This is a genomic window from Aquibacillus saliphilus (genome assembly GCF_020404745.1).
Classification (GTDB): domain Bacteria; phylum Bacillota; class Bacilli; order Bacillales; family Amphibacillaceae; genus Aquibacillus; species Aquibacillus saliphilus.
Genome location: NZ_JAIZAP010000020.1, coordinates 12,528 through 30,486, shown reverse-complemented (window position 1 = coordinate 30,486; position 17,959 = coordinate 12,528). Strand labels below are relative to the sequence as shown.

Sequence of the window (17,959 nt, the reverse complement as noted above, 5' to 3'; positions counted from 1 at the left end):
AGTCTTCTTTTTAAGATAAATATAATCACTTAGCTTTTAAGTCTTGCAAATAATTTAGAGCATCTTCAAATGAATCTACAGGTACCACTTGCATGTCTGTTCCTATGTCTTTGGCCGTTTCAAGCGCAAGCTGATAGTTAGAATTTGGATCTCCACCTTGATTTGGAGCAAAAAAGACGTCACAGCCTTCGTTATCTGCAGCAATAACCTTTTTATCAATACCACCAATACTACCTATTTTACCCTCATAGCTAATTTCCCCAGTACCAGCAATTTGATAGCCTTTTGTTATATCTTCTTCTGTTAACTGATCGTATATTTCAAGCGAAAACATCAGTCCAGCACTGGGGCCTCCAATATTCCCGCTTGCAAATGTTAACTCAGGATCTACAGTAACATTTCGATTTGTGACTAACTGAATACCGATCCCAACTTTATCGTCTATTCCCTTAAAGGACTCTAATTCAATTTCTTTTGTTAACTGATCCCCATCCCTCTCGACGGTAACTGTTATTGTAGTACCAACTTCTTTCGCTGATACATAATTGATTAACTCATCTGTTTGTTTAATAGTAAGGTCATCAATTTGAATGATTTTATCACCAGATTTAAGGATGCCATCAGCTGGCATATCCTCAATTACGGCAACAACGTAAACACCTTCATATTCTATTTCTATTTCTTTATTTGCCGCTTGATAAGCAACAACTGTGGAAGCCTCCTGTGAACTCTCCATCATCTGCAACTGGACTTGGAAGTAATCTTCTTGGGAAACCCCCTCTGGAAATACTTCACTTATTGGTTGGATATCTTGATAAGGCCGAACAGCTGCCCACAAATATTGGACCGGAGTTGCTACACCACCTCTAACCGTCACAAGGTGCATGTCACCCTTACTTTTAAATCCTTCACTAACTTCCACAATTGGATTGAGTGCATCTGCTCCACCAGGTTTGTAAATATAATATGGAAGGCGATATCCTGCCAAAAAAGCCACTAATAAAATAATAATAATACTAAGTATAAAATTACGACGATTAAATCTCATTCCTTTTCTCCTTCCAAACATCAAAGCCAATTTGTCGACTCGTATTATTCAAAAAAACACATTCTTACAGTCTGATTCTAAAAAATATTTAACACTTCAATTCTAAACATTCCCTACTCATTTACCTACAGATAAGCCTTTTGTTCAATTCACTAAATCACTCTTCCCCTCAGATAAAAAACTGTTTTTATATAATATGGCATAAAAAAAGCATCTATGAGCGTATATTGGTAGAGAATTGCTTGTACCCATTTTGTAAGCTATCCATATTTTACTATTTTCGTAATAAGAAGTACAGAACCCCGCGAAAGCTAGGAGGCCTCAAAGTTGAAATCTAAAATAAAGTCAATAACTCTAGCTGGAGGTGCACTATTCGTTGCTTTTGCACTGATAAAATTTCCAAAAGAAGCACTCGATGCAAGTACAAGAGGAATAGATATGTGGTGGGGAACTGTTTTTCCTTCTCTTCTACCCTTTTTCATAACTGCCGAGCTACTAATTGGTTTTGGTGTCGTTCGATTTATAGGAGTCCTCTTTGAACCTATAATGCGTCCTCTTTTTAATGTACCTGGTGTAGGAAGTTTCGTTTGGGCAATGGGAATGGCTAGTGGATATCCATCTGGTGCAAAGTTAACAGCAAGACTAAGACAAGAAAAACAATTAACTAAAATAGAAGCAGAACGACTTGTATCTTTTACTAATGCATCAAACCCTCTATTCATCATTGCTGCAGTGTCAGTCGGTTTCTTCCACGACGCTCAACTTGGTATTCTTCTCGCTATTTGTCATTATGTCGGTAATGCATTAGTTGGTATCTGCATGAGGTTCTATGGTGAAAACAGTCAAGAAATCCGAGAGAAAAACAGTAGATTATCCATTTATAAAGCATTACAAGAGTTGCACCGTACACGCTTAAAAGATACAAGACCTTTCGGTAAAATACTAGGTGATGCTGTTATTAATTCTGTTCAAACACTCTTAATGATAGGTGGCTTTATTATCTTATTTTCAGTGTTTACAAAACTAATTTATCTAGTCGGAATTTCGACCATCTTGGCTGGTGGATTAGCAGTTATTATGAACCTTGTTGGTCTACCAACAGAACTTGCGCTACCCATGTTCTCTGGTTTATTCGAGATCACTCTTGGTGCCCAGCTAATAGCACAAACAGATGTAACTAGTCTCTTTCCTCAAGTAATCGTTCTTAGCTTCATACTTGCATTTAATGGTCTATCCGTTCAGGCTCAAGTAGCTAGCATCATAGCAGAAACAGACATACGCTTTGCCCCATATTTTTTCGCACGAATATTACATGGTCTGTTTGCAAGCTTATTAGCAATAATCCTATTTAAACCGTTATATTTAAATCAACAAGTTTCAGGTGCTAGGGACATACCTGTCGTGTCTCAAGCAAATCCCGAACCTTGGTCAAATGCCTTCCAAACCTTGCAAACTTATGGGCCGATGATAACTCTATTTTCATTAGCAGTAGCAATATTCATTGTTGCACTTAGAATAAACAGTAAACACAACTATTTATAGATTTAATTTTAATATTAAAAATCGACTTACTTAACATCAAAAGCTTGAGGGAGTCCCTCAAGCTTTTTCAAAAGTTAATTAAGAAACCTAGTTTAAATTCTAAAACACTAAAAAGTCGAGTATAAAATTAAGGTTACACTCGACTTCCTACTCTGTTTCCAAACTGCTGAAACTAAACGTCTGTTAGCTGTTAGCACCTTTTTCTGCAAACTTCTTTTTCAAGGCCGATTCTACCACTTCAGGTACAAGATCAGATACATTCGCATGGTACTTTGCTACCTCTTTAACCATGCTAGAGCTTAAGAAAGAGTATTGATTATTTGTCATCATGAAGAAAGTTTCAATATCCTCATTTAATTTTCTGTTCATTGATGTTATCTGCATTTCATATTCAAAGTCACTTACCGCACGTAGTCCTCTTAAAATAGCATGCGCATTTTGTTCTTTAGCATAATCCATCAGTAAACCACTGCTTGTATCAACACTTACATTTTCCAAATCTTTTGTAACACTTTTTAAAAGTTCAAGTCTTTCTTCAACAGAAAACAACGGCTGTTTGGATTGGTTATTAAATACTGTTACAATAACTTGATCGAACACTTTTGCCCCTCGTTGAATAATGTCTAGATGACCATAGGTAATAGGGTCAAAACTTCCCGGACAAATAGCTAACCTACTCATATTTAATATCCCCTTTTTCGAATAAGGTAATTGTTGTCGTACTACCATAAAGCTCAGATTTAATTTGTTTAAATCCACTGTATTCTAGCGGTAGCTCTTTCCTTTTATCATGCTCACAAATAATTAAACCATTAATTGCTAGTAAATCAAACTTACTGATTTCCTCCAATAAATCCTGATAGGATACTTTTGCATAAGGTGGATCAAGGAAGATAAGATCAAAGACTAGCTCTCTTTTCGCAGCAGCTTTGATGGCACGGAAAGCGTCGTTCCTGAAAACCTCAGCTCTGGCTTCTAATTTTAATGTTCTTAGATTTTCGTGAATAGTATGTATGGCTTTAGGATGTTTATCAACAAATATGGCTTTATCCATACCACGGCTCAAAGCCTCAATACCTAATCCCCCACTGCCTGCAAATAAATCCAAACAATTGCCTCCCTCAAAGAAAGGTCCAATAATTTGAAACAAGGCTTCCTTGACTTTATCAGTCGTGGGTCTAGTTAATTGGTTTGGCACTGGCTTAATCTGTCGCCCCTTATGCTCACCAGAAATCACTCTCATATAGGACACCTCTTCTATCTTATTCGACATTAATCCTACCACAAAATAGAACATTCAGGAAATGCCCCTAAAAAATTAGTAGGAAATGTTTTTATCGATGTATAATATTTTTCACGCCGACCATAATAACGTAGTGAGGCAGCTAACAATCCTATTAGTTGCTTCTGAACACGGAGAAGACTTACGTTTCCCCATAAGTTCTCCTCCGGTTTCTCCTCTCCCTTTGCCTTTTTGTTTTCTAATTGAAGGCAAAAAGGGCCTGCAGATTATGTCTGCAGGCTTTTTTTTGTCTTATCTATTACTTTCACTTTTCTAATTCACCGTGATAAGATGAATGAAAGAGAGGTGTACATAACTATGATACAACGATTTATTGAACTAGGCGATGGGTATTCGGACATTTACGAATTAGTAGAACTGGCTAAGTATATGCCAACAAGAATCGAAAAAATTATTGCTATTCATACAACTAAAAATGAGCAAGAATTAACATCTCTAGCTATTATCATGAAAGCCACTGAAGCAGGCGAGTTTCAACCAATATATATATGTCTTGAAGGCGTGCCGAATCCATCATATAAATCGACAAAAAGATTTCAGTTATTCGAACAGATATCTACTAAAACCAATCATCCAATAATGGAAATAACCGTTAAACCTTCTACTACATTTTATGATAAAACGTTATATTATCAGCATTTAATCGGGATTTTCAGGATGAATCGTTTCATAAAACCATATCAATAATTTTTTAACTTGTACCAAAAAAGCAACCCAAAACGCCGCTAAACTAATTAGTTTAGCGGCGTTTTTCTATCACTATATGCCCATCTTATAATCATACTGTTTCGCTTTATCCACTTTGGCATTCTCGTAATTAGTACTTATAAATGGTTTGTATGATAAATCTACCCTTGAAACAAATGGCAATTGATTTAACCTAATTTGTTTTTCTTCAATCTCTTCTTGATTAACATAAAGAACAGCATATCTTAGTTCTTTAGAAACAAAAATCAAGTGACCATACCGTTTAATTTGCTTTACGTTTTTCATATGTTGAAACCAAACAATTATACCTTGGCGTTTTGTTCTCATAATAAGTCCTCACTTATAACTTCTTTTCATTAGTTTATCAGAATACTTTGTTATCATCAACATCTTGGGAGTATGAAAAAAGTCTACCCTTTAAAGGTAGACTATATTTTAAAACATGTCACGAGAAATAGTTTATGAAGCACAGCCACAGCCACTACTTCCAGATCCGCAACCGCAACCACCCTCTTTAAGCAGTGCACCATCTCTAGGTACCTTCACCTGTTGACTAACACTATGAGCAACAGCTTCGCTTACTTCATCTAGTAGGTTTTGCATATTTCTTTCTGCAATTTTATATGAAGCCACTAGTTCATTCATATCCATCTCGCGTTTCGTTGAACGAATCTCTTTCATGATGAAGCTATAGTCTGGATGGTATCTTCCAAAACGTTGAACTTCCTCATACTGATCTTTAATTTTTGAAAAATTAGTAATGAGGCTTTGGGCTTCTTTATCATTTGATAAAGCTTGTTTTGCTTTATAGTATTCTTCCGAAACATCAGATTTAAGTATCATCTGACCAATTTCTTCTGACTGATCAACAATATCGACTATTTCTAACGTGGCTAACATTTTTTCACCCCCACTTTCACTATCATATCAATTATTCTCCCAAAATAAAAGAGGCAGGTGAAATCTAATCTTTCATGGCACCTGCCATCTGGATTAACATTGATACCATTTGTACTTGACTCGATAGCTTTTCTATCCGTTGGGGGACTGTCTTGCCATAAAACACTTTTGATTCCCGCTCAAGATCCTTTATTCGGGAAGGTGCTCTTGTTAATTCTCTATACCACTGTGGATTAAGTCGAACAAACTGTAATAAATCTGGTCTAGAACGCAAATATTGGTAAAGACCGGGCTGCATACCTATACCTCCTAATCTCTGTTTATATTAAAAGGGGACCTTACTTCGTTCTTTTTAGAAGAAGGAAACTGTTTTTTTGCTTCTTTAAATTGACCAATCAGTGATTGAATATTTGCGATAGCTCCATTTAACTGGTTCACATGACCCTCCACTTTATTCAAATCAACACCTTCAACCATCTTCATCATTTGATTTAATAGTTCTTGTTTATCTTTCTTTGATTCGCTACCATCTGAATCTGTTTTATTCGTTTTGGTTGAATTTACACCTTTATATTTATCCCATGAGGGGTCATCTTCCCCTAGAAGAATCCATTTCTCATAATAATCTTGCCAGTTTTCCCCACCACTTCTTACTTCTTTTATCAGTCCAGGATGTTCTTTTACAAACACTTTGAACTCCTTAATTGATGGATGCATATCTTTTTGTGCCAAAATTATTCACCTCAAATCGTGTAATAAACCTTTTCTACTGTATTTTATGAAATATCGTGGGCTTTGTGACAATCCTTAAAGAGAATACGACTGCTTCTAGAGGAGTAGATAACAGTTTAGGTAATAATACTAGGGAAATAATCATTTCCCGGGAAAGCGCATGATTCATGATAGTTTGACAAAAAGTTTGCTAGTTTAATCGTCGATACAACGGGTATTTTATAACAAAAGATAGATTAAGGAGGAATAAGATGGTTACCTTAAGAACAAATAACATGGAATCAATCGTTGAGGTAAACGTGGATGGAAAAATCACCGAGCGTGACATCGAACAATTTAAAGAGTATTTTAAGCTAAAAAAATCTGCGGATGGAAAACTAAACTTGCTATTAGTGATTAATGACATCCAGGGATATTCTATTCAAGGACTTCTTGATGATTTGAAATTTGAAGCAAACCATTGGAAAGATATTAATAAAGTAGGCATTCTAAGTGACAAAAAATGGTTAGAAATTGCAACCAAAATAAGCAGTTATTTACCCAAAATTGATGCAAAGCATTTTAATCATAATCAAAGAGAGCAAGCAATGGAATGGCTATCTACCAAATAAAATCAAAAGCCAATTTCCTTATCAGGAGATTGGCTTTTGATTTTAAAAGTATTTCTGTCACCTTTTATAGTCATCTAAAAAATCTTTTTGAAAGCTTGTTTTAGGTTAATTTTCTTCCTCTTTCGGATTTATTTTCATAAACGGGTTTTTCCCGTATTTTTCTGTTAATTGGTCAATCACTTGATAAAGGCTTTCTTTATCCGCTTCCTTCTCATAAGTAAATAGATCTAACTGTTGAGCGATATCTTTTTTTTCAGCAACATCTTGGATAGTAACTCCGAGTAGTCGAATTGGATCTCCATTCCAATGTTGGTCAAATAAATCGATAGCAATAGCAAAAATGTCGTCTTCTTCCTCAATATAATTCGGTAATTTTACACTTCGAGTAATTGTTCTGCGATCATGGAACCTAATCATTATCTGTACGTTTCGACCAGCTGCATTTTTTCTTTTTAATCTTTTAGCAACATTTTTAGCTAAGTGTCGCATCAATTTCTTTATCTCTGCTTCCTCAACAGTATCTTGTGGAAGTGTTTCCGAACTTCCAATACTCTTAAAATCATAAATGGCATCTGGATCTACAGGACTCGGGTCTATTCCCTTCGCCCGGTTTTGAAGTCGCTCACCATTGATTCCTAATACACGTTTTAATTGGAACACATCGGATGTTACTAAATCTTCTATCGTTACAATATTAATGTCATTCAACTTTTTTGCACTCTTAGCCCCAACCCCATACATTTCCTCGACTTTTAAAGGCCACAACTTTGTTGGCAAATCTCTTTTTCTTAAAACCGTAATACCCATTGGCTTTTTCATGTCTGAAGCCATTTTAGCCAGAAATTTATTAGGTGCGATACCAATACTACTTGGCAAATCTATTTCGTTTTTGATTTGCTGTTGTAATTTATTCGCAATTTCGAGTGGTGATCCTAAATGCCCACATTCAGTAATATCCATGTATCCTTCATCAATTGATACTGGTTGTACATAGGGGGTTATTTCTGATAACAGCTGAAACATGGCTTTTGAAGCTGTTCGATATCGTTCAAAATTAGGACGCATAACAATTAATTCTGGACAGAGTTTTTTTGCTTCCCAAAGTGGCATGGTGGTTTTAACACCTTTCGCTCTTGCTTCATAGCTACTTGTAACGATAATCCCTCTTCTTTGTTCAGGATTACCTGCTATAGCTAATGGCTTCCCTTTCAATTTAGGATTATAGGCTGCCTCGACTGATGCATAGAAGCTATTCATATCAACGTGAAAGATGACGCGCCCTTTTTTTGGATACCATTTTGACATAACTATCTCCCTTTAAGAACGGTTGTTCTATTGATTATACCATATTGCTCAGAAATGAAAAAAGTAGCCATTTTTGTTCAAAGCGGTTTACTAAATTGTTTCTTTTCAAAAGCATTGAATCTTAACAGGTAATTGCGACATAACATACCCTGTCATACCGAAAAGCACGCGGCGGGTACCCAGATAGGTGGTTTGCAAGGAGGCTGAAATACGCTGGATAATGAATCAAAGTGATCCATAAGCTGTTTATCAGAGTATGAAGATCCTTTTGTGTGTGAAAGAGATGAAAAAGAACCTTCATCAGCGTTATGAAGATCCTTTTGCGTGTGAAAGAGATGAAAAAGAACCTTCATCAGCGTTATGAAGATCCTTTTGCGTGTGAAAGAGATGAAAAAGAACCTTCATCAGCGTTATGAAGATCCTTTTGTGTGTGAAAGAGGTGAAAAAGAACCTTCATCAGCGTTATGAAGATCCTTTTTCAGTGTATTTCCGGGAGGGTATTATGCACTCACCATTTAAGTTACGCTCCACTTTCTATCAATAGCAAACTAGGTGAATAAGGTTTAATCAATGAAAAAGGGACCAAACCATTAAATGATTTGATCCCTTCTACACTTGGTTACTTTGCAGCCTCTTGTGCAATAGATGTGATTAATTCAGCAACTTTTACAAGCTCTTCAACAGGGATACGTTCATTAGTTGTGTGGATTTCTTCATATCCTACCGCTAAATTGACTGTAGGGATGCCATGACCAGCAATAATATTCGCATCACTACCTCCACCACTCTGCCGCAATTCACTATCTCTACCAACCGCTTTGGCAGCTTTTCTAGCAATCTCAACTACGTGATCTCCAGCTGCATGTTTATAGCCAGGATACATTATATAAGTATCTAATTCGACGCTGCCACCCATTTCTTCAGCAGCTTCTTCAAAAGCTTGTTTCATCTTGTTAACTTGAGCTTCCATCTTCTCTGGCACTAGTGACCGTGCTTCTGCAAGAATTTCCACATGGTCACAAACGATGTTCGTTTGTGATCCACCTTGGAAACGACCTATATTTGCAGTTGTCTCTGAATCAATTCTACCTAATGGCATTTTAGATATTGCTTTTGAAGCAATCGTAATTGCTGAAACACCTTTTTCGGGTGCTACACCAGCGTGAGCAGTTTTCCCTTTAACAATCGCATTAACCTTTGCTTGGGTTGGCGCTGCGACAATAATATTCCCTACCTTACCATCACTATCAATCGCATAGCCATACTTCGCGTTTATATATGAGGTATCTAAAGCCCTTGCACCAACAAGCCCTGACTCCTCACCAGCAGTGATAATAAATTGAATATCTCCATGTTCTATTTCTTTTTCCTTTAGAACTCGAATTGCTTCTAACATTGCTGCTAATCCAGCTTTATCATCTGCACCAAGTATCGTTTTACCATCAGAAACAATATAGCTGTCTTTTATTGATGGTTTAATATTTTTACCAGGAACAACTGTGTCCATATGTGATGTGAAATAAATTGTATCAGCACCATTTTTTGTTCCTGTTAGATTGCATATCAAATTACCAGCACCATGACCTGTTTGTATTTTGCTATCATCTTCATGAACTTCTAATCCTAAAGCTTCAAACTTTTTCTTTAAGACTTCAGCAATCATTGCTTCACTCTTTGTTTCAGAGTCTATTTTAACTAATTCAATAAATTCATTTACTAGTCTATCTTGATTAATTTCTAGCATGATTCTCCTCCTAGTATGTAACTGCGTTAATTAGTACGTTAGCGAAACGACTGGTAATTGTCAATTAGTTGCAACCTACTTCATCTGTCATACTTAAAATCATTTCACCTGTTTCTGTGGACCAATTCCGCTATATACTTCACTATTTCTGTCGATGATTCGTTATCTATAAAAATTTTGGTAACACCTTTACTTGTAAGAAATTCTCTATCTTTGACTGGAATAATACCCCCGATAATAATCGGAATCGAGCCAGCTTCACTTTGCTCCAACACCGCTATTACTTTGGGAATCAAGTAACGATGTCCACCAGATAAAATTGAAATACCAATTACATCTATCTGATTTCTAACAGCCATCTCTGAAATTTGTGTTGGTGTCTTTCTGATTCCTGTATAGTAAACCGTCATACCGGATTCTCTAAGTACCTGTGTCAAAATTAATGCTCCACGGTCATGGCCGTCCAGACCCACTTTTGCAATCAATACACGGATTGGCTCAATCAAGATAATCACCTTTTTCATATTCACCAAACACACTTCTAAGAATAGTTGAAATCTCCTCCACCGTACAGTATGCTTTGACAGCCTCCATGATAAAAGGAACTAAATTAGCTTGTTCGTTATCACAAGCTTTTTTAAGATTAGCTAAACAGACGTGAACAAGTTGATTATCTCGCTTTTGTTTTAACTGAATCAATTGTTCTAATTGAAATTTCTCAGTTAATGGGTTGTTTTCGTGTAATTCCAAAGAAACATCTTTATCTATTTGATTATTCCCTATGCCAACAGGAGTTATTTTTTGTTCTTCAGCTTGTTTAAAAGACTTAAAGGCAGCCTTATTTATTTCTTGTTGGATAAACCCCGTTTCAATTGCCTCGACCGCCCCCCCGAGTGCAGCTATTTTAGTAAGGTATTCATTTACACGTGCTTCAATTTCATCAGTTAAGTATTCAATATAGTAAGATCCACCTAGCGGATCTGCTGTTTTAATCACTCCTATTTCATTCGCAATAATTTGTTGTGTCCTTAAAGCAGTTCGTACAGAACCTTCGCTAGGCAAAGCTAGTGCCTCGTCTTTAGAATTCGTATGTAAGCTTTGTGTTCCTCCTAAAACAGCAGCAAGTGCTTGAAAGGAAACTCGAGTAACATTGTTCTCAGGTTCCGTTGAGGTTAATGTTGAGCCCGCAGTCTGTGCATGAAATCGAAGCTTCCAATTGGATGATTTACTTGCTTTATAATCTTCTTTAATTATCTTTGCCCATAGCCTGCGAGCAGCTCTAAATTTTGCAACCTCTTCAAAAAATTCATTATCAACACTAAAGAAAAAAGATAATCTTGCTGCAACATTATCAATATCCTCTCCATTTTTTAATGCCTCATCTATATATGCTTTTGCATTAGCAAAAGTAAAGGCAATTTCCTGCACTGCCGTCGCACCCGCTTCTCTCATATGGTAACCGGAAATACTTATCGGATGGAATTTCGGTAAGTGGTTCGTACAAAAGGTAATAAGATTAGTGGTCAGTCTCATTGAGGGTTTTGGCGGATAGATGTATGTTCCTCTAGCAACATATTCCTTTAAAATATCATTTTGAATTGTCCCGGAAAGATCTCTTGCCCTGATCCCCTTTTTCTCAGCTCCTGCCACATACATGCATAGCAAAATAGCGGCTGGGGCGTTTATCGTCATGGAGGTACTTACTTTATCTAACGGTATTGATTCAAATAAAAGTTCCATATCAGCTAAGCTATCGATAGAAACCCCAACTTTCCCAACCTCTCCTACTGCAAGTGGATGATCGGAATCATAGCCAATTTGAGTTGGTAGATCAAATGCAATTGACAAAGCAGTCTGTCCTTCTTTAAGCAAGTAACGCAAACGAGTATTTGTTTCTGCCGCAGATCCGAACCCAGCATATTGTCTAAAGGACCAAAGCTTACTACGGTACATTGATGAATGAATCCCCCTTGTAAAAGGATAAATACCTGGTAGCATAGTGTTAGCATTGCTAAAATTGTACACAGATTCTACCGGAATACCAGAACTTGTATGGATAGAACTTGGTTCTTCCTGTTCGTTATTAAAAGAGCTGTTCAAATGTCCATCACACTTTTTAACCCTACCTTTACTATCATTATTCATGTCTAGTCACCCCTGGTGTTAAAATTTTCTAACTTAGTCAATTTATATTCTTAAGTTGTCAAAGTTAGTAATTAAAATATGGACTTGTCCAATTAGCCATTTCAAGGTAGAATATTAGTAGCAACGAGGGCATGAAGGAGGAATTTACTATGGCCACACCAAATAAACCTAGAAAATCAAAACGTCAAAGACGTATCACATTAGTTGTATATATTATGATTATTGCTATGGTCTTATCAACTCTAACAGCTGGTTTAGCAATGTTTCTTTAATCCACCAAATAAAATAAAAATAATAAAACAGACTGAATCAATGGGGATTTCCCATGGAACAGTCTGTTTTTTACATTTTGTTCACTTGCTCTACGATCGTTTCAAAATCCTCGTCTGATTCTGTGATAAAGATTTTTGTGCCAATTGCAATCTGAGTAAACAACTGTTCAACCTCTTCATTTTTCATTCGAATACAACCAGCCGATACATTTTTTCCGATGGAATCTGGTTTATTCGTCCCATGCACACCGTATATTCGCCCATCAGTGCCTTTTGCATCAAATCCAATCCACCTACTTCCAAGCGGATTATCAGGAGATCCTCCTGGTATATTCTTTTTGCGATAATACGGCTTTACTGCTTTAATTATTATCTTATGCAAACCATTTGGAGTGAGCTTATTTGTCGCACCAGTAGCAATACGGAAGACTCGGACTACTTCACCATCATTTATATAAGCAAGTTCGTTTGACTGTTTGTTAACAATTAAAAAAGGAGCAGTTTGTGCCTGTTCATTCTCAGCCTGGCCAAAAAAAGACAAAAACAGCATTATTGCTATCATTAAGTTTTTCATAAAAACTCCTCACTTCTATGGAAGTTTGTTTATGATTAACATAACCAAATGAAGCAATTTAATAATTATTCATGGTGCATCTACCCTTTGTTTTTGTTTGAAATTAGGAGCACGATTCTTTTTAATCACCAAATATTGTTCAATTTCATAAAGTAGCCGAAAAAGGTTTGCTCTTGTTTCAAACTCTTGGCGTGTTTTAGGTAAATCATCTCCTTCAAACTGCTGCTTTAGTTCACGGATTGTTTGCAAATGGATGCTAGCTGTATTACCAGGGTGGATTGCTTCAGCAAGGTCATCAAATAAATCTGCCATTCGGTATGATTGCTCATATAAATCATTCATTTGGCTAATTAATGGCAACATTCTTCTTAAAAGTTCAAATTGTTTTTTCCGCATTTTAACATAATCATAATAGGGATGACTGTCTCGAAAAATATGGTTTTCTAAATCTCGTAATACCATTTCCTCTGCTTCATTAAGTAAATCTTCTGTTTCGGTAATTTCTCTGCCTGTCCATGTTTGTCTACCTTCTCTTAAGTAAATGACAATTTCAGTTAGGATAATTTTAAAATTTCCTTCGATTTTTTTCTGCATTTTCATTAGATTTGCATCTAAGCTTGGCATATATAGATTTAACAATAACGCCGTCCCAATTCCGACCACAATTAAGACCAATTCATTCAAAAGTAAATTCCAAGTAATATGTTGTGAGCTATAAAGATGTAATAAAATAACAGAGCTTGTTACAATGCCTGGAGTTAACTCGAGTTTTACAGTGGTTGGAATAAATAAAATTAATAGTAAACCAATTGCAACTGGATGATAGCCGACTAATTCAAACACAATAAATGAGTAAACCATCGCTAACAAACATGCACCAAACCTGTACCATGAACTTAAAAATGACCGTTTTCTGGTAGGCTGAATGCATAAAAGAGTCAGGATTCCGGCTGAAACAAAATTGTCTAACGACAACAGTTCAGCAATCCATATAGCGAATGGCGTACCAATTGCAGTTTTTATCGTACGATAACCAATTTTCAAGATAAAAACTCCTCAATGCTTAATTATACACTACCTATTATAATCGAAAATTTGATATATCTCTATATATCTCAAAATACAGAACAAAAGGTAGGCCCATAGTTAGCCTAGGGCATTAAGTCAAGCCTCTATGTTGCGCTTTTTGCCACAAAGGTGCTTGACTTAAGACCTCTGGCGGGCTAGACGCTGAAGCTAGATTAACAAAAAATTCCTTTGTCAAAGAGCTCGACAAAGGAACAATCTACTTACTACTGATTGAATGTGAACCTATAATTCTTCACAGTGTTCATCAAATATTTTCTGCAAACGACCAACGACATCAACAGGTCCAAACCCTTCAATATCATGACGTTCCACCATTGATACGATTTTACCATCTTTTAAGAAAGCAAACGATGGTGAAGACGGGGGATAACCTTCAAAGTATCCTCTAGCTTTCTCTGTAGCTTCCCGGTCTTGTCCAGCAAAAACTGTAACCAGATGGTCTGGTCGTTTGTCATAGTGGATTGCATTAGCCGCTGCTGGTCTAGCTACCCCACCAGCACAACCACACGTCGAATTCACCATAACTAATGTTGTTCCCTTACGATTTAGTGCTTCATCTACTTGTTCAGGCATAGTTAATTCCTCGTAACCTGCCTCAGTAATATCTTTTCGTGCAGAATTAACTACATCGCCCATATATAAATTAAAATCCATTACTAAACTCAACTCCTCCGTTTGGAATACTTTGCTATCATCAATTACTACTATTATAGTAACAAGTTTGTTTATTGGTTTCAATTATTGGAATTGGTAAAGGATGATATTTTTTACTTTAATGATACATTTTTCAATTTGTCTTTGCTCATACTAGCAAAGACAATAGTTAAATTACTAATGGATGTGTAGGTATGTCATTTGGCCATTTAAACAATAGAAAAGAAAAAGTATATTTAGTGACTGGCATTAGTTTATTAGTGCTTTTTTTGTCTCCTCTCTATTTATTAGGGGAAGATGCTCACATTCGAATTCATGACAATATGGATTCAAATTTGGCTTGGTATAAAGTTTTAATTGAAAGTGGACAAGTATTTGGTGATGTCGGGTCAACTATTCCTCAAGTTATTAATGGCTTACCTAGAAATGCGTTTGGAACAGAATTCAGTGGAATTGTCTGGTTACATAGCCTTTTCCCTACGATGACCGCCTACGCACTCAGTCAAACGATAACGAGGCTATTTGCATTTATGGGTATGTACCTACTGCTAAAAAAACATTTCATCACTAATAACGATGCAGCTGTGATTCGAGTTGGAGTTGCATTGGCATTTGCCTTCACACCGTTTTGGCCGTCTGGGATGCTCAGTACCTTGGGCTATCCATTAGCACTGTGGGCATTTTTAAATATAAGGCTTCGTGATTATTCATGGAAGAACTGGCTAACACTCATTTTATTACCACTTTACTCTAGTTTAGTACTAGGCTTTTTATTTTTCTTAATCTTAGTTTCATTTATCTGGTTGTATGATTTGATTTTGAAACGTGATTTGAACTTGTTATTCCTCACGAGTATTTTTTTAATGTCTAGTATTTTTCTTTTAGTAGAATATCGACTTCTGATAACGATGTTAACAGCGGTCGAAGAACCAATGCATCGAATTGAATTTATTTCGTCACGGCACGACTTCTGGCACTCTGTTCGTCTATCCATTAAAAATTTCTTTCTTGGTCACACCCATGTAATGACTATTCACACAGTAATTATCATTCCCGTTCTTTTTTTAACACTAGGTATCATTTTATTCCGTAAAAAACAGAAACAAGATAAGTTATTCATCTTTTTGTTTGTGTTAAATTACGGATTATCTTTATGGTATGCCTTGTGGTTTAACAAAATGTGGGGTCCATTAAAGGAAAACATAGAACTATTAGTTACATTCAATTTTGCCAGATTCCACTTCTTACGACCACTTGTTATTTACTTGAGCTTTGCGATAGCTTGCATGATCTTGTGGAAAATGAAAAAAAGGTGGAGGAAATTTGTAATGATAGCTATTCTAGCGCAATTAATTGTTCTCATCCCTTTTAATGAGGAAATTCATTATGGTGCTTATCACAAAACACCTTCATTTAAAGAGTTTTATGCCGAAAAGCAATTTAACGAAATTAAAGAATACATCGGGACACCGCAGAAGTCATACCGGGTCGCAAGTATTGGACTTCATCCAAGCATTGCACAGTACAATGGCTTCTATACGTTAGATACGTACAACAATATTTATCCTATCTCCTACAAATATCAGTTCAGAAAAATTATTAGTAAGGAACTTGAAAAAAATGCCTCGTTAAAAAAATACTACGATGAATGGGGAAGTCGGTGCTACATCTTCGTAGATGAGTTGGGAAAAAACTATGATTTCAGAAAAAATTCAACAAAAAAAATAGAAAACTTAGAACTGAATATTGCAGCCTTTAAAGAAATGGGAGGACGCTACTTTTTTTCCGCCTTACCAATAGTAAATGCAGAGACTAATAATCTTCAGTTAGTCAAAGAGTTTAATCACTTAGAATCAGCTTGGAAAATCTACTTATACCAAACATCTTAGGAGGAAATAGCTTGGAGAAATCACTACCATTATTAACGATTGTTGTACCTTGTTACAACGAGCAGGAAGTCTTAAATGAGACAATTAGGCAGCTAACGTTAAAGCTTGATGAGTTAATAAGCGATGAAATGATCTCCGATAAAAGCAAACTATTGTTGGTTGATGATGGGAGTAAAGATCTAACATGGACACTTATCTCTAAAGGATGTGCTCTCAATAAGTACGTAACAGGATTAAAACTTGCTCGAAACGTCGGCCATCAGACTGCACTGTTGGCTGGACTGCGGCGAGCGCTGATAAAATCGGATTGCGTGATTTCAATTGACGCTGACTTACAGGATGATATTAGTGTCATTCGGGAATTCTTGATAAAATACCACGAAGGTTATCAAATTGTCTATGGTGTCCGGAGTAGCAGAAAAACGGACACACACTTTAAACGTTTAACTGCCCAAGGCTTCTATAAGTTGATGAATAAACTTGGAATCAATTTAGTTTATAATCACGCCGATTACCGATTAATGAGCAAACGAGTACTTGTGGAATTGAACCACTATCAGGAGGAGAATTTATTCTTACGCGGCATTATTCCTATGATCGGATTTAAAACAACGAAAGTAATGTACGAACGAAAAGTACGCCATGCAGGCGAAACCAAGTATCCATTAAAGAAAATGTTGTCGTTTGCGTTCGATGGAGTTACCTCGTTTAGTGTTACCCCTATTCGTTTTATTACATTTTTAGGATTTTTTCTGTTTTTTCTAGGCGGAATTGCTGGTATGTACGCCCTCATTCAAAAATTCATTGGCAACACTAATGCAGGTTGGGCATCACTTATGATTTCAATCTGGCTATTAGGTGGGTTGCAGTTAATGGGGATTGGGATTATTGGAGAATACATCGGCAGAGTTTTTATGGAAGTAAAGCGACGACCTAAATATGCAGTCGATATTGATTTATACACGGATAAGGATCCACTTAAACATTTATCCCAACCGCCTACGACAGCGATTCCAGAATATAAAAAGCAAATGAAACGTTAATATGAAAGGTTTAATGTTTTCACGGTTCATCTTAGTTGGAATAGTAAATACAATTGTCGGCCTGTCACTCATGTATCTATTATTTTTTAATGGTTTAAACTACTGGCTCTCGACATTTATTGGTAATTTGATTGGCGCTTGTGTTAGCTATCTATTAAACAAATCGTTTACGTTTCATAATGAAAAATCAATTCAGCAAACGATTTATCGCTTTTTCATTGTAATTGGCTCATGTTATTTTATTGCTTACTTTATTGGCAGGCGTTCAGCATTTTTGCTCTTTGACCAGTTATTGCAATCCCCACCTATTTCTATAGAATATATCTCCATTCTATTTGGCACAGTACTATATACGTTGTTGAACTATTTCGGACAGAAAAACTTCGTATTCTATAGATGA

General features: G+C 36.2%; 21 protein-coding genes. 7 read left to right on the top strand and 14 right to left on the bottom strand.

What is annotated here, in order from left to right:
• Positions 1 to 25: 25 nt before the first annotated feature.
• Entirely contained in the window at positions 26 to 1,048 is a 1,023-nt protein-coding gene (locus LD272_RS17635; RefSeq protein WP_226037922.1) for a SepM family pheromone-processing serine protease, read from the bottom strand.
• 327 nt (positions 1,049 to 1,375) lie between these two features.
• Between LD272_RS17635 and spoVV the strand changes: the two genes are divergently transcribed.
• Positions 1,376 to 2,590 carry a dipicolinic acid transporter SpoVV gene (spoVV, locus tag LD272_RS17630; RefSeq protein ID WP_226037921.1) on the top strand — a complete coding sequence of 405 codons (1,215 nt, stop codon included), beginning with the start codon at positions 1,376 to 1,378 and terminating at the stop codon, positions 2,588 to 2,590.
• Between the two features lie 183 nt (positions 2,591 to 2,773).
• On the opposite strand, the gene coaD is transcribed toward spoVV, so the two are convergent.
• Positions 2,774 to 3,271, bottom strand: coding sequence for a pantetheine-phosphate adenylyltransferase (gene coaD, locus LD272_RS17625; protein ID WP_226037920.1), 498 nt, complete (start codon positions 3,269 to 3,271; stop codon positions 2,774 to 2,776).
• Positions 3,264 to 3,887, bottom strand: a complete 624-nt coding sequence (gene rsmD / locus LD272_RS17620; protein WP_255639797.1) for a 16S rRNA (guanine(966)-N(2))-methyltransferase RsmD — start codon at positions 3,885 to 3,887, stop codon at positions 3,264 to 3,266. The genes coaD and rsmD overlap by 8 nt, the downstream gene beginning before the upstream one ends.
• A 303-nt stretch (positions 3,888 to 4,190) precedes the next feature.
• On the opposite strand from rsmD, the gene LD272_RS17615 reads away from it, so the two are divergent.
• Positions 4,191 to 4,580 carry a DUF7147 family protein gene (locus LD272_RS17615; RefSeq protein WP_226037919.1) on the top strand — a complete coding sequence of 130 codons (390 nt, stop codon included), beginning with the start codon at positions 4,191 to 4,193 and terminating at the stop codon, positions 4,578 to 4,580.
• Between the two features lie 72 nt (positions 4,581 to 4,652).
• On the opposite strand, the gene LD272_RS17610 is transcribed toward LD272_RS17615, so the two are convergent.
• From LD272_RS17610 to LD272_RS17595, 4 genes are all read right to left on the bottom strand, one after another.
• A complete protein-coding gene (locus LD272_RS17610) occupies positions 4,653 to 4,928 on the bottom strand; it encodes a YlbG family protein (RefSeq protein ID WP_226037918.1) in 276 nt (91 codons plus the stop codon).
• A 132-nt stretch (positions 4,929 to 5,060) separates the two neighbouring features.
• Positions 5,061 to 5,501: a YlbF/YmcA family competence regulator gene (locus LD272_RS17605; protein ID WP_226037917.1), complete on the bottom strand. Its 441-nt coding sequence runs from the start codon at positions 5,499 to 5,501 to the stop codon at positions 5,061 to 5,063.
• Between the two features lie 64 nt (positions 5,502 to 5,565).
• On the bottom strand, positions 5,566 to 5,799 hold the full coding sequence (locus LD272_RS17600; protein ID WP_226037916.1) for a YlbE-like family protein: 234 nt from the start codon (positions 5,797 to 5,799) through the stop codon (positions 5,566 to 5,568).
• A gap of 11 nt (positions 5,800 to 5,810) precedes the next feature.
• A complete protein-coding gene (locus LD272_RS17595) occupies positions 5,811 to 6,233 on the bottom strand; it encodes a YlbD family protein (protein ID WP_226037915.1) in 423 nt (140 codons plus the stop codon).
• A 251-nt stretch (positions 6,234 to 6,484) separates the two neighbouring features.
• Between LD272_RS17595 and LD272_RS17590 the strand changes: the two genes are divergently transcribed.
• On the top strand, positions 6,485 to 6,844 hold the full coding sequence (locus LD272_RS17590; protein ID WP_226037914.1) for a SpoIIAA family protein: 360 nt from the start codon (positions 6,485 to 6,487) through the stop codon (positions 6,842 to 6,844).
• Positions 6,845 to 6,949: 105 nt separating this feature from the next.
• On the opposite strand, the gene LD272_RS17585 is transcribed toward LD272_RS17590, so the two are convergent.
• The 4 genes from LD272_RS17585 to LD272_RS17570 all read right to left on the bottom strand — a co-directional run bounded on the left by LD272_RS17585 (position 6,950) and on the right by LD272_RS17570 (position 12,038).
• A complete protein-coding gene (locus LD272_RS17585; RefSeq protein ID WP_226037913.1) occupies positions 6,950 to 8,149 on the bottom strand; it encodes a DNA polymerase IV in 1,200 nt (399 codons plus the stop codon).
• A gap of 619 nt (positions 8,150 to 8,768) precedes the next feature.
• Positions 8,769 to 9,893: a M20/M25/M40 family metallo-hydrolase gene (locus tag LD272_RS17580; protein ID WP_226037912.1), complete on the bottom strand. Its 1,125-nt coding sequence runs from the start codon at positions 9,891 to 9,893 to the stop codon at positions 8,769 to 8,771.
• Positions 9,894 to 9,997: 104 nt separating this feature from the next.
• On the bottom strand, positions 9,998 to 10,417 hold the full coding sequence (locus tag LD272_RS17575; protein WP_226037975.1) for a cobalamin-dependent protein: 420 nt from the start codon (positions 10,415 to 10,417) through the stop codon (positions 9,998 to 10,000).
• Entirely contained in the window at positions 10,392 to 12,038 is a 1,647-nt protein-coding gene (locus LD272_RS17570) for an acyl-CoA mutase large subunit family protein (protein ID WP_226037911.1), read from the bottom strand. The genes LD272_RS17575 and LD272_RS17570 overlap by 26 nt, the downstream gene beginning before the upstream one ends.
• Positions 12,039 to 12,187: 149 nt before the next feature.
• On the opposite strand from LD272_RS17570, the gene prli42 reads away from it, so the two are divergent.
• On the top strand, positions 12,188 to 12,310 hold the full coding sequence (gene prli42 / locus LD272_RS17565; RefSeq protein WP_226037910.1) for a stressosome-associated protein Prli42: 123 nt from the start codon (positions 12,188 to 12,190) through the stop codon (positions 12,308 to 12,310).
• Between the two features lie 70 nt (positions 12,311 to 12,380).
• Here the strand turns inward: prli42 and LD272_RS17560 are convergent, their stop codons facing one another.
• From LD272_RS17560 to LD272_RS17550, 3 genes are all read right to left on the bottom strand, one after another.
• Positions 12,381 to 12,884, bottom strand: a complete 504-nt coding sequence (locus tag LD272_RS17560; protein ID WP_226037909.1) for a L,D-transpeptidase — start codon at positions 12,882 to 12,884, stop codon at positions 12,381 to 12,383.
• 69 nt (positions 12,885 to 12,953) lie between these two features.
• Entirely contained in the window at positions 12,954 to 13,931 is a 978-nt protein-coding gene (locus LD272_RS17555) for an aromatic acid exporter family protein (RefSeq protein WP_226037974.1), read from the bottom strand.
• 264 nt (positions 13,932 to 14,195) lie between these two features.
• Entirely contained in the window at positions 14,196 to 14,627 is a 432-nt protein-coding gene (locus LD272_RS17550; protein ID WP_226037908.1) for a BrxA/BrxB family bacilliredoxin, read from the bottom strand.
• Positions 14,628 to 14,821: 194 nt separating this feature from the next.
• Between LD272_RS17550 and LD272_RS17545 the strand changes: the two genes are divergently transcribed.
• From LD272_RS17545 to LD272_RS17535, 3 genes are read left to right on the top strand one after another with little or no spacing between them, the layout of a single operon-like run.
• Positions 14,822 to 16,516, top strand: coding sequence for a DUF6044 family protein (locus LD272_RS17545; protein WP_226037907.1), 1,695 nt, complete (start codon positions 14,822 to 14,824; stop codon positions 16,514 to 16,516).
• An 11-nt stretch (positions 16,517 to 16,527) separates the two neighbouring features.
• Positions 16,528 to 17,559: a glycosyltransferase family 2 protein gene (locus LD272_RS17540; RefSeq protein WP_226037906.1), complete on the top strand. Its 1,032-nt coding sequence runs from the start codon at positions 16,528 to 16,530 to the stop codon at positions 17,557 to 17,559.
• A gap of 1 nt (position 17,560) precedes the next feature.
• Complete coding sequence (locus LD272_RS17535) at positions 17,561 to 17,959, top strand: GtrA family protein (RefSeq protein WP_226037905.1); 399 nt, start codon at positions 17,561 to 17,563, stop codon at positions 17,957 to 17,959.

Coding starts and splice junctions, on each gene's coding strand:
- LD272_RS17615 (WP_226037919.1), top strand. CDS start 4,191: ATGATACAACGATTTATTGAACTAGGCGATGGGTATTCGGACATTTAC.
- LD272_RS17535 (WP_226037905.1), top strand. CDS start 17,561: ATGAAAGGTTTAATGTTTTCACGGTTCATCTTAGTTGGAATAGTAAAT.
- LD272_RS17635 (WP_226037922.1), bottom strand. CDS start 1,048: ATGAGATTTAATCGTCGTAATTTTATACTTAGTATTATTATTATTTTA.
- LD272_RS17610 (WP_226037918.1), bottom strand. CDS start 4,928: ATGAGAACAAAACGCCAAGGTATAATTGTTTGGTTTCAACATATGAAA.
- rsmD (WP_255639797.1), bottom strand. CDS start 3,887: ATGTTCTATTTTGTGGTAGGATTAATGTCGAATAAGATAGAAGAGGTG.
- LD272_RS17560 (WP_226037909.1), bottom strand. CDS start 12,884: ATGAAAAACTTAATGATAGCAATAATGCTGTTTTTGTCTTTTTTTGGC.
- LD272_RS17590 (WP_226037914.1), top strand. CDS start 6,485: ATGGTTACCTTAAGAACAAATAACATGGAATCAATCGTTGAGGTAAAC.
- coaD (WP_226037920.1), bottom strand. CDS start 3,271: ATGAGTAGGTTAGCTATTTGTCCGGGAAGTTTTGACCCTATTACCTAT.
- LD272_RS17575 (WP_226037975.1), bottom strand. CDS start 10,417: ATGAAAAAGGTGATTATCTTGATTGAGCCAATCCGTGTATTGATTGCA.
- LD272_RS17605 (WP_226037917.1), bottom strand. CDS start 5,501: ATGTTAGCCACGTTAGAAATAGTCGATATTGTTGATCAGTCAGAAGAA.
- LD272_RS17585 (WP_226037913.1), bottom strand. CDS start 8,149: ATGTCAAAATGGTATCCAAAAAAAGGGCGCGTCATCTTTCACGTTGAT.
- prli42 (WP_226037910.1), top strand. CDS start 12,188: ATGGCCACACCAAATAAACCTAGAAAATCAAAACGTCAAAGACGTATC.
- LD272_RS17570 (WP_226037911.1), bottom strand. CDS start 12,038: ATGAATAATGATAGTAAAGGTAGGGTTAAAAAGTGTGATGGACATTTG.
- LD272_RS17545 (WP_226037907.1), top strand. CDS start 14,822: ATGTCATTTGGCCATTTAAACAATAGAAAAGAAAAAGTATATTTAGTG.
- LD272_RS17550 (WP_226037908.1), bottom strand. CDS start 14,627: ATGGATTTTAATTTATATATGGGCGATGTAGTTAATTCTGCACGAAAA.
- LD272_RS17580 (WP_226037912.1), bottom strand. CDS start 9,893: ATGCTAGAAATTAATCAAGATAGACTAGTAAATGAATTTATTGAATTA.
- LD272_RS17600 (WP_226037916.1), bottom strand. CDS start 5,799: ATGCAGCCCGGTCTTTACCAATATTTGCGTTCTAGACCAGATTTATTA.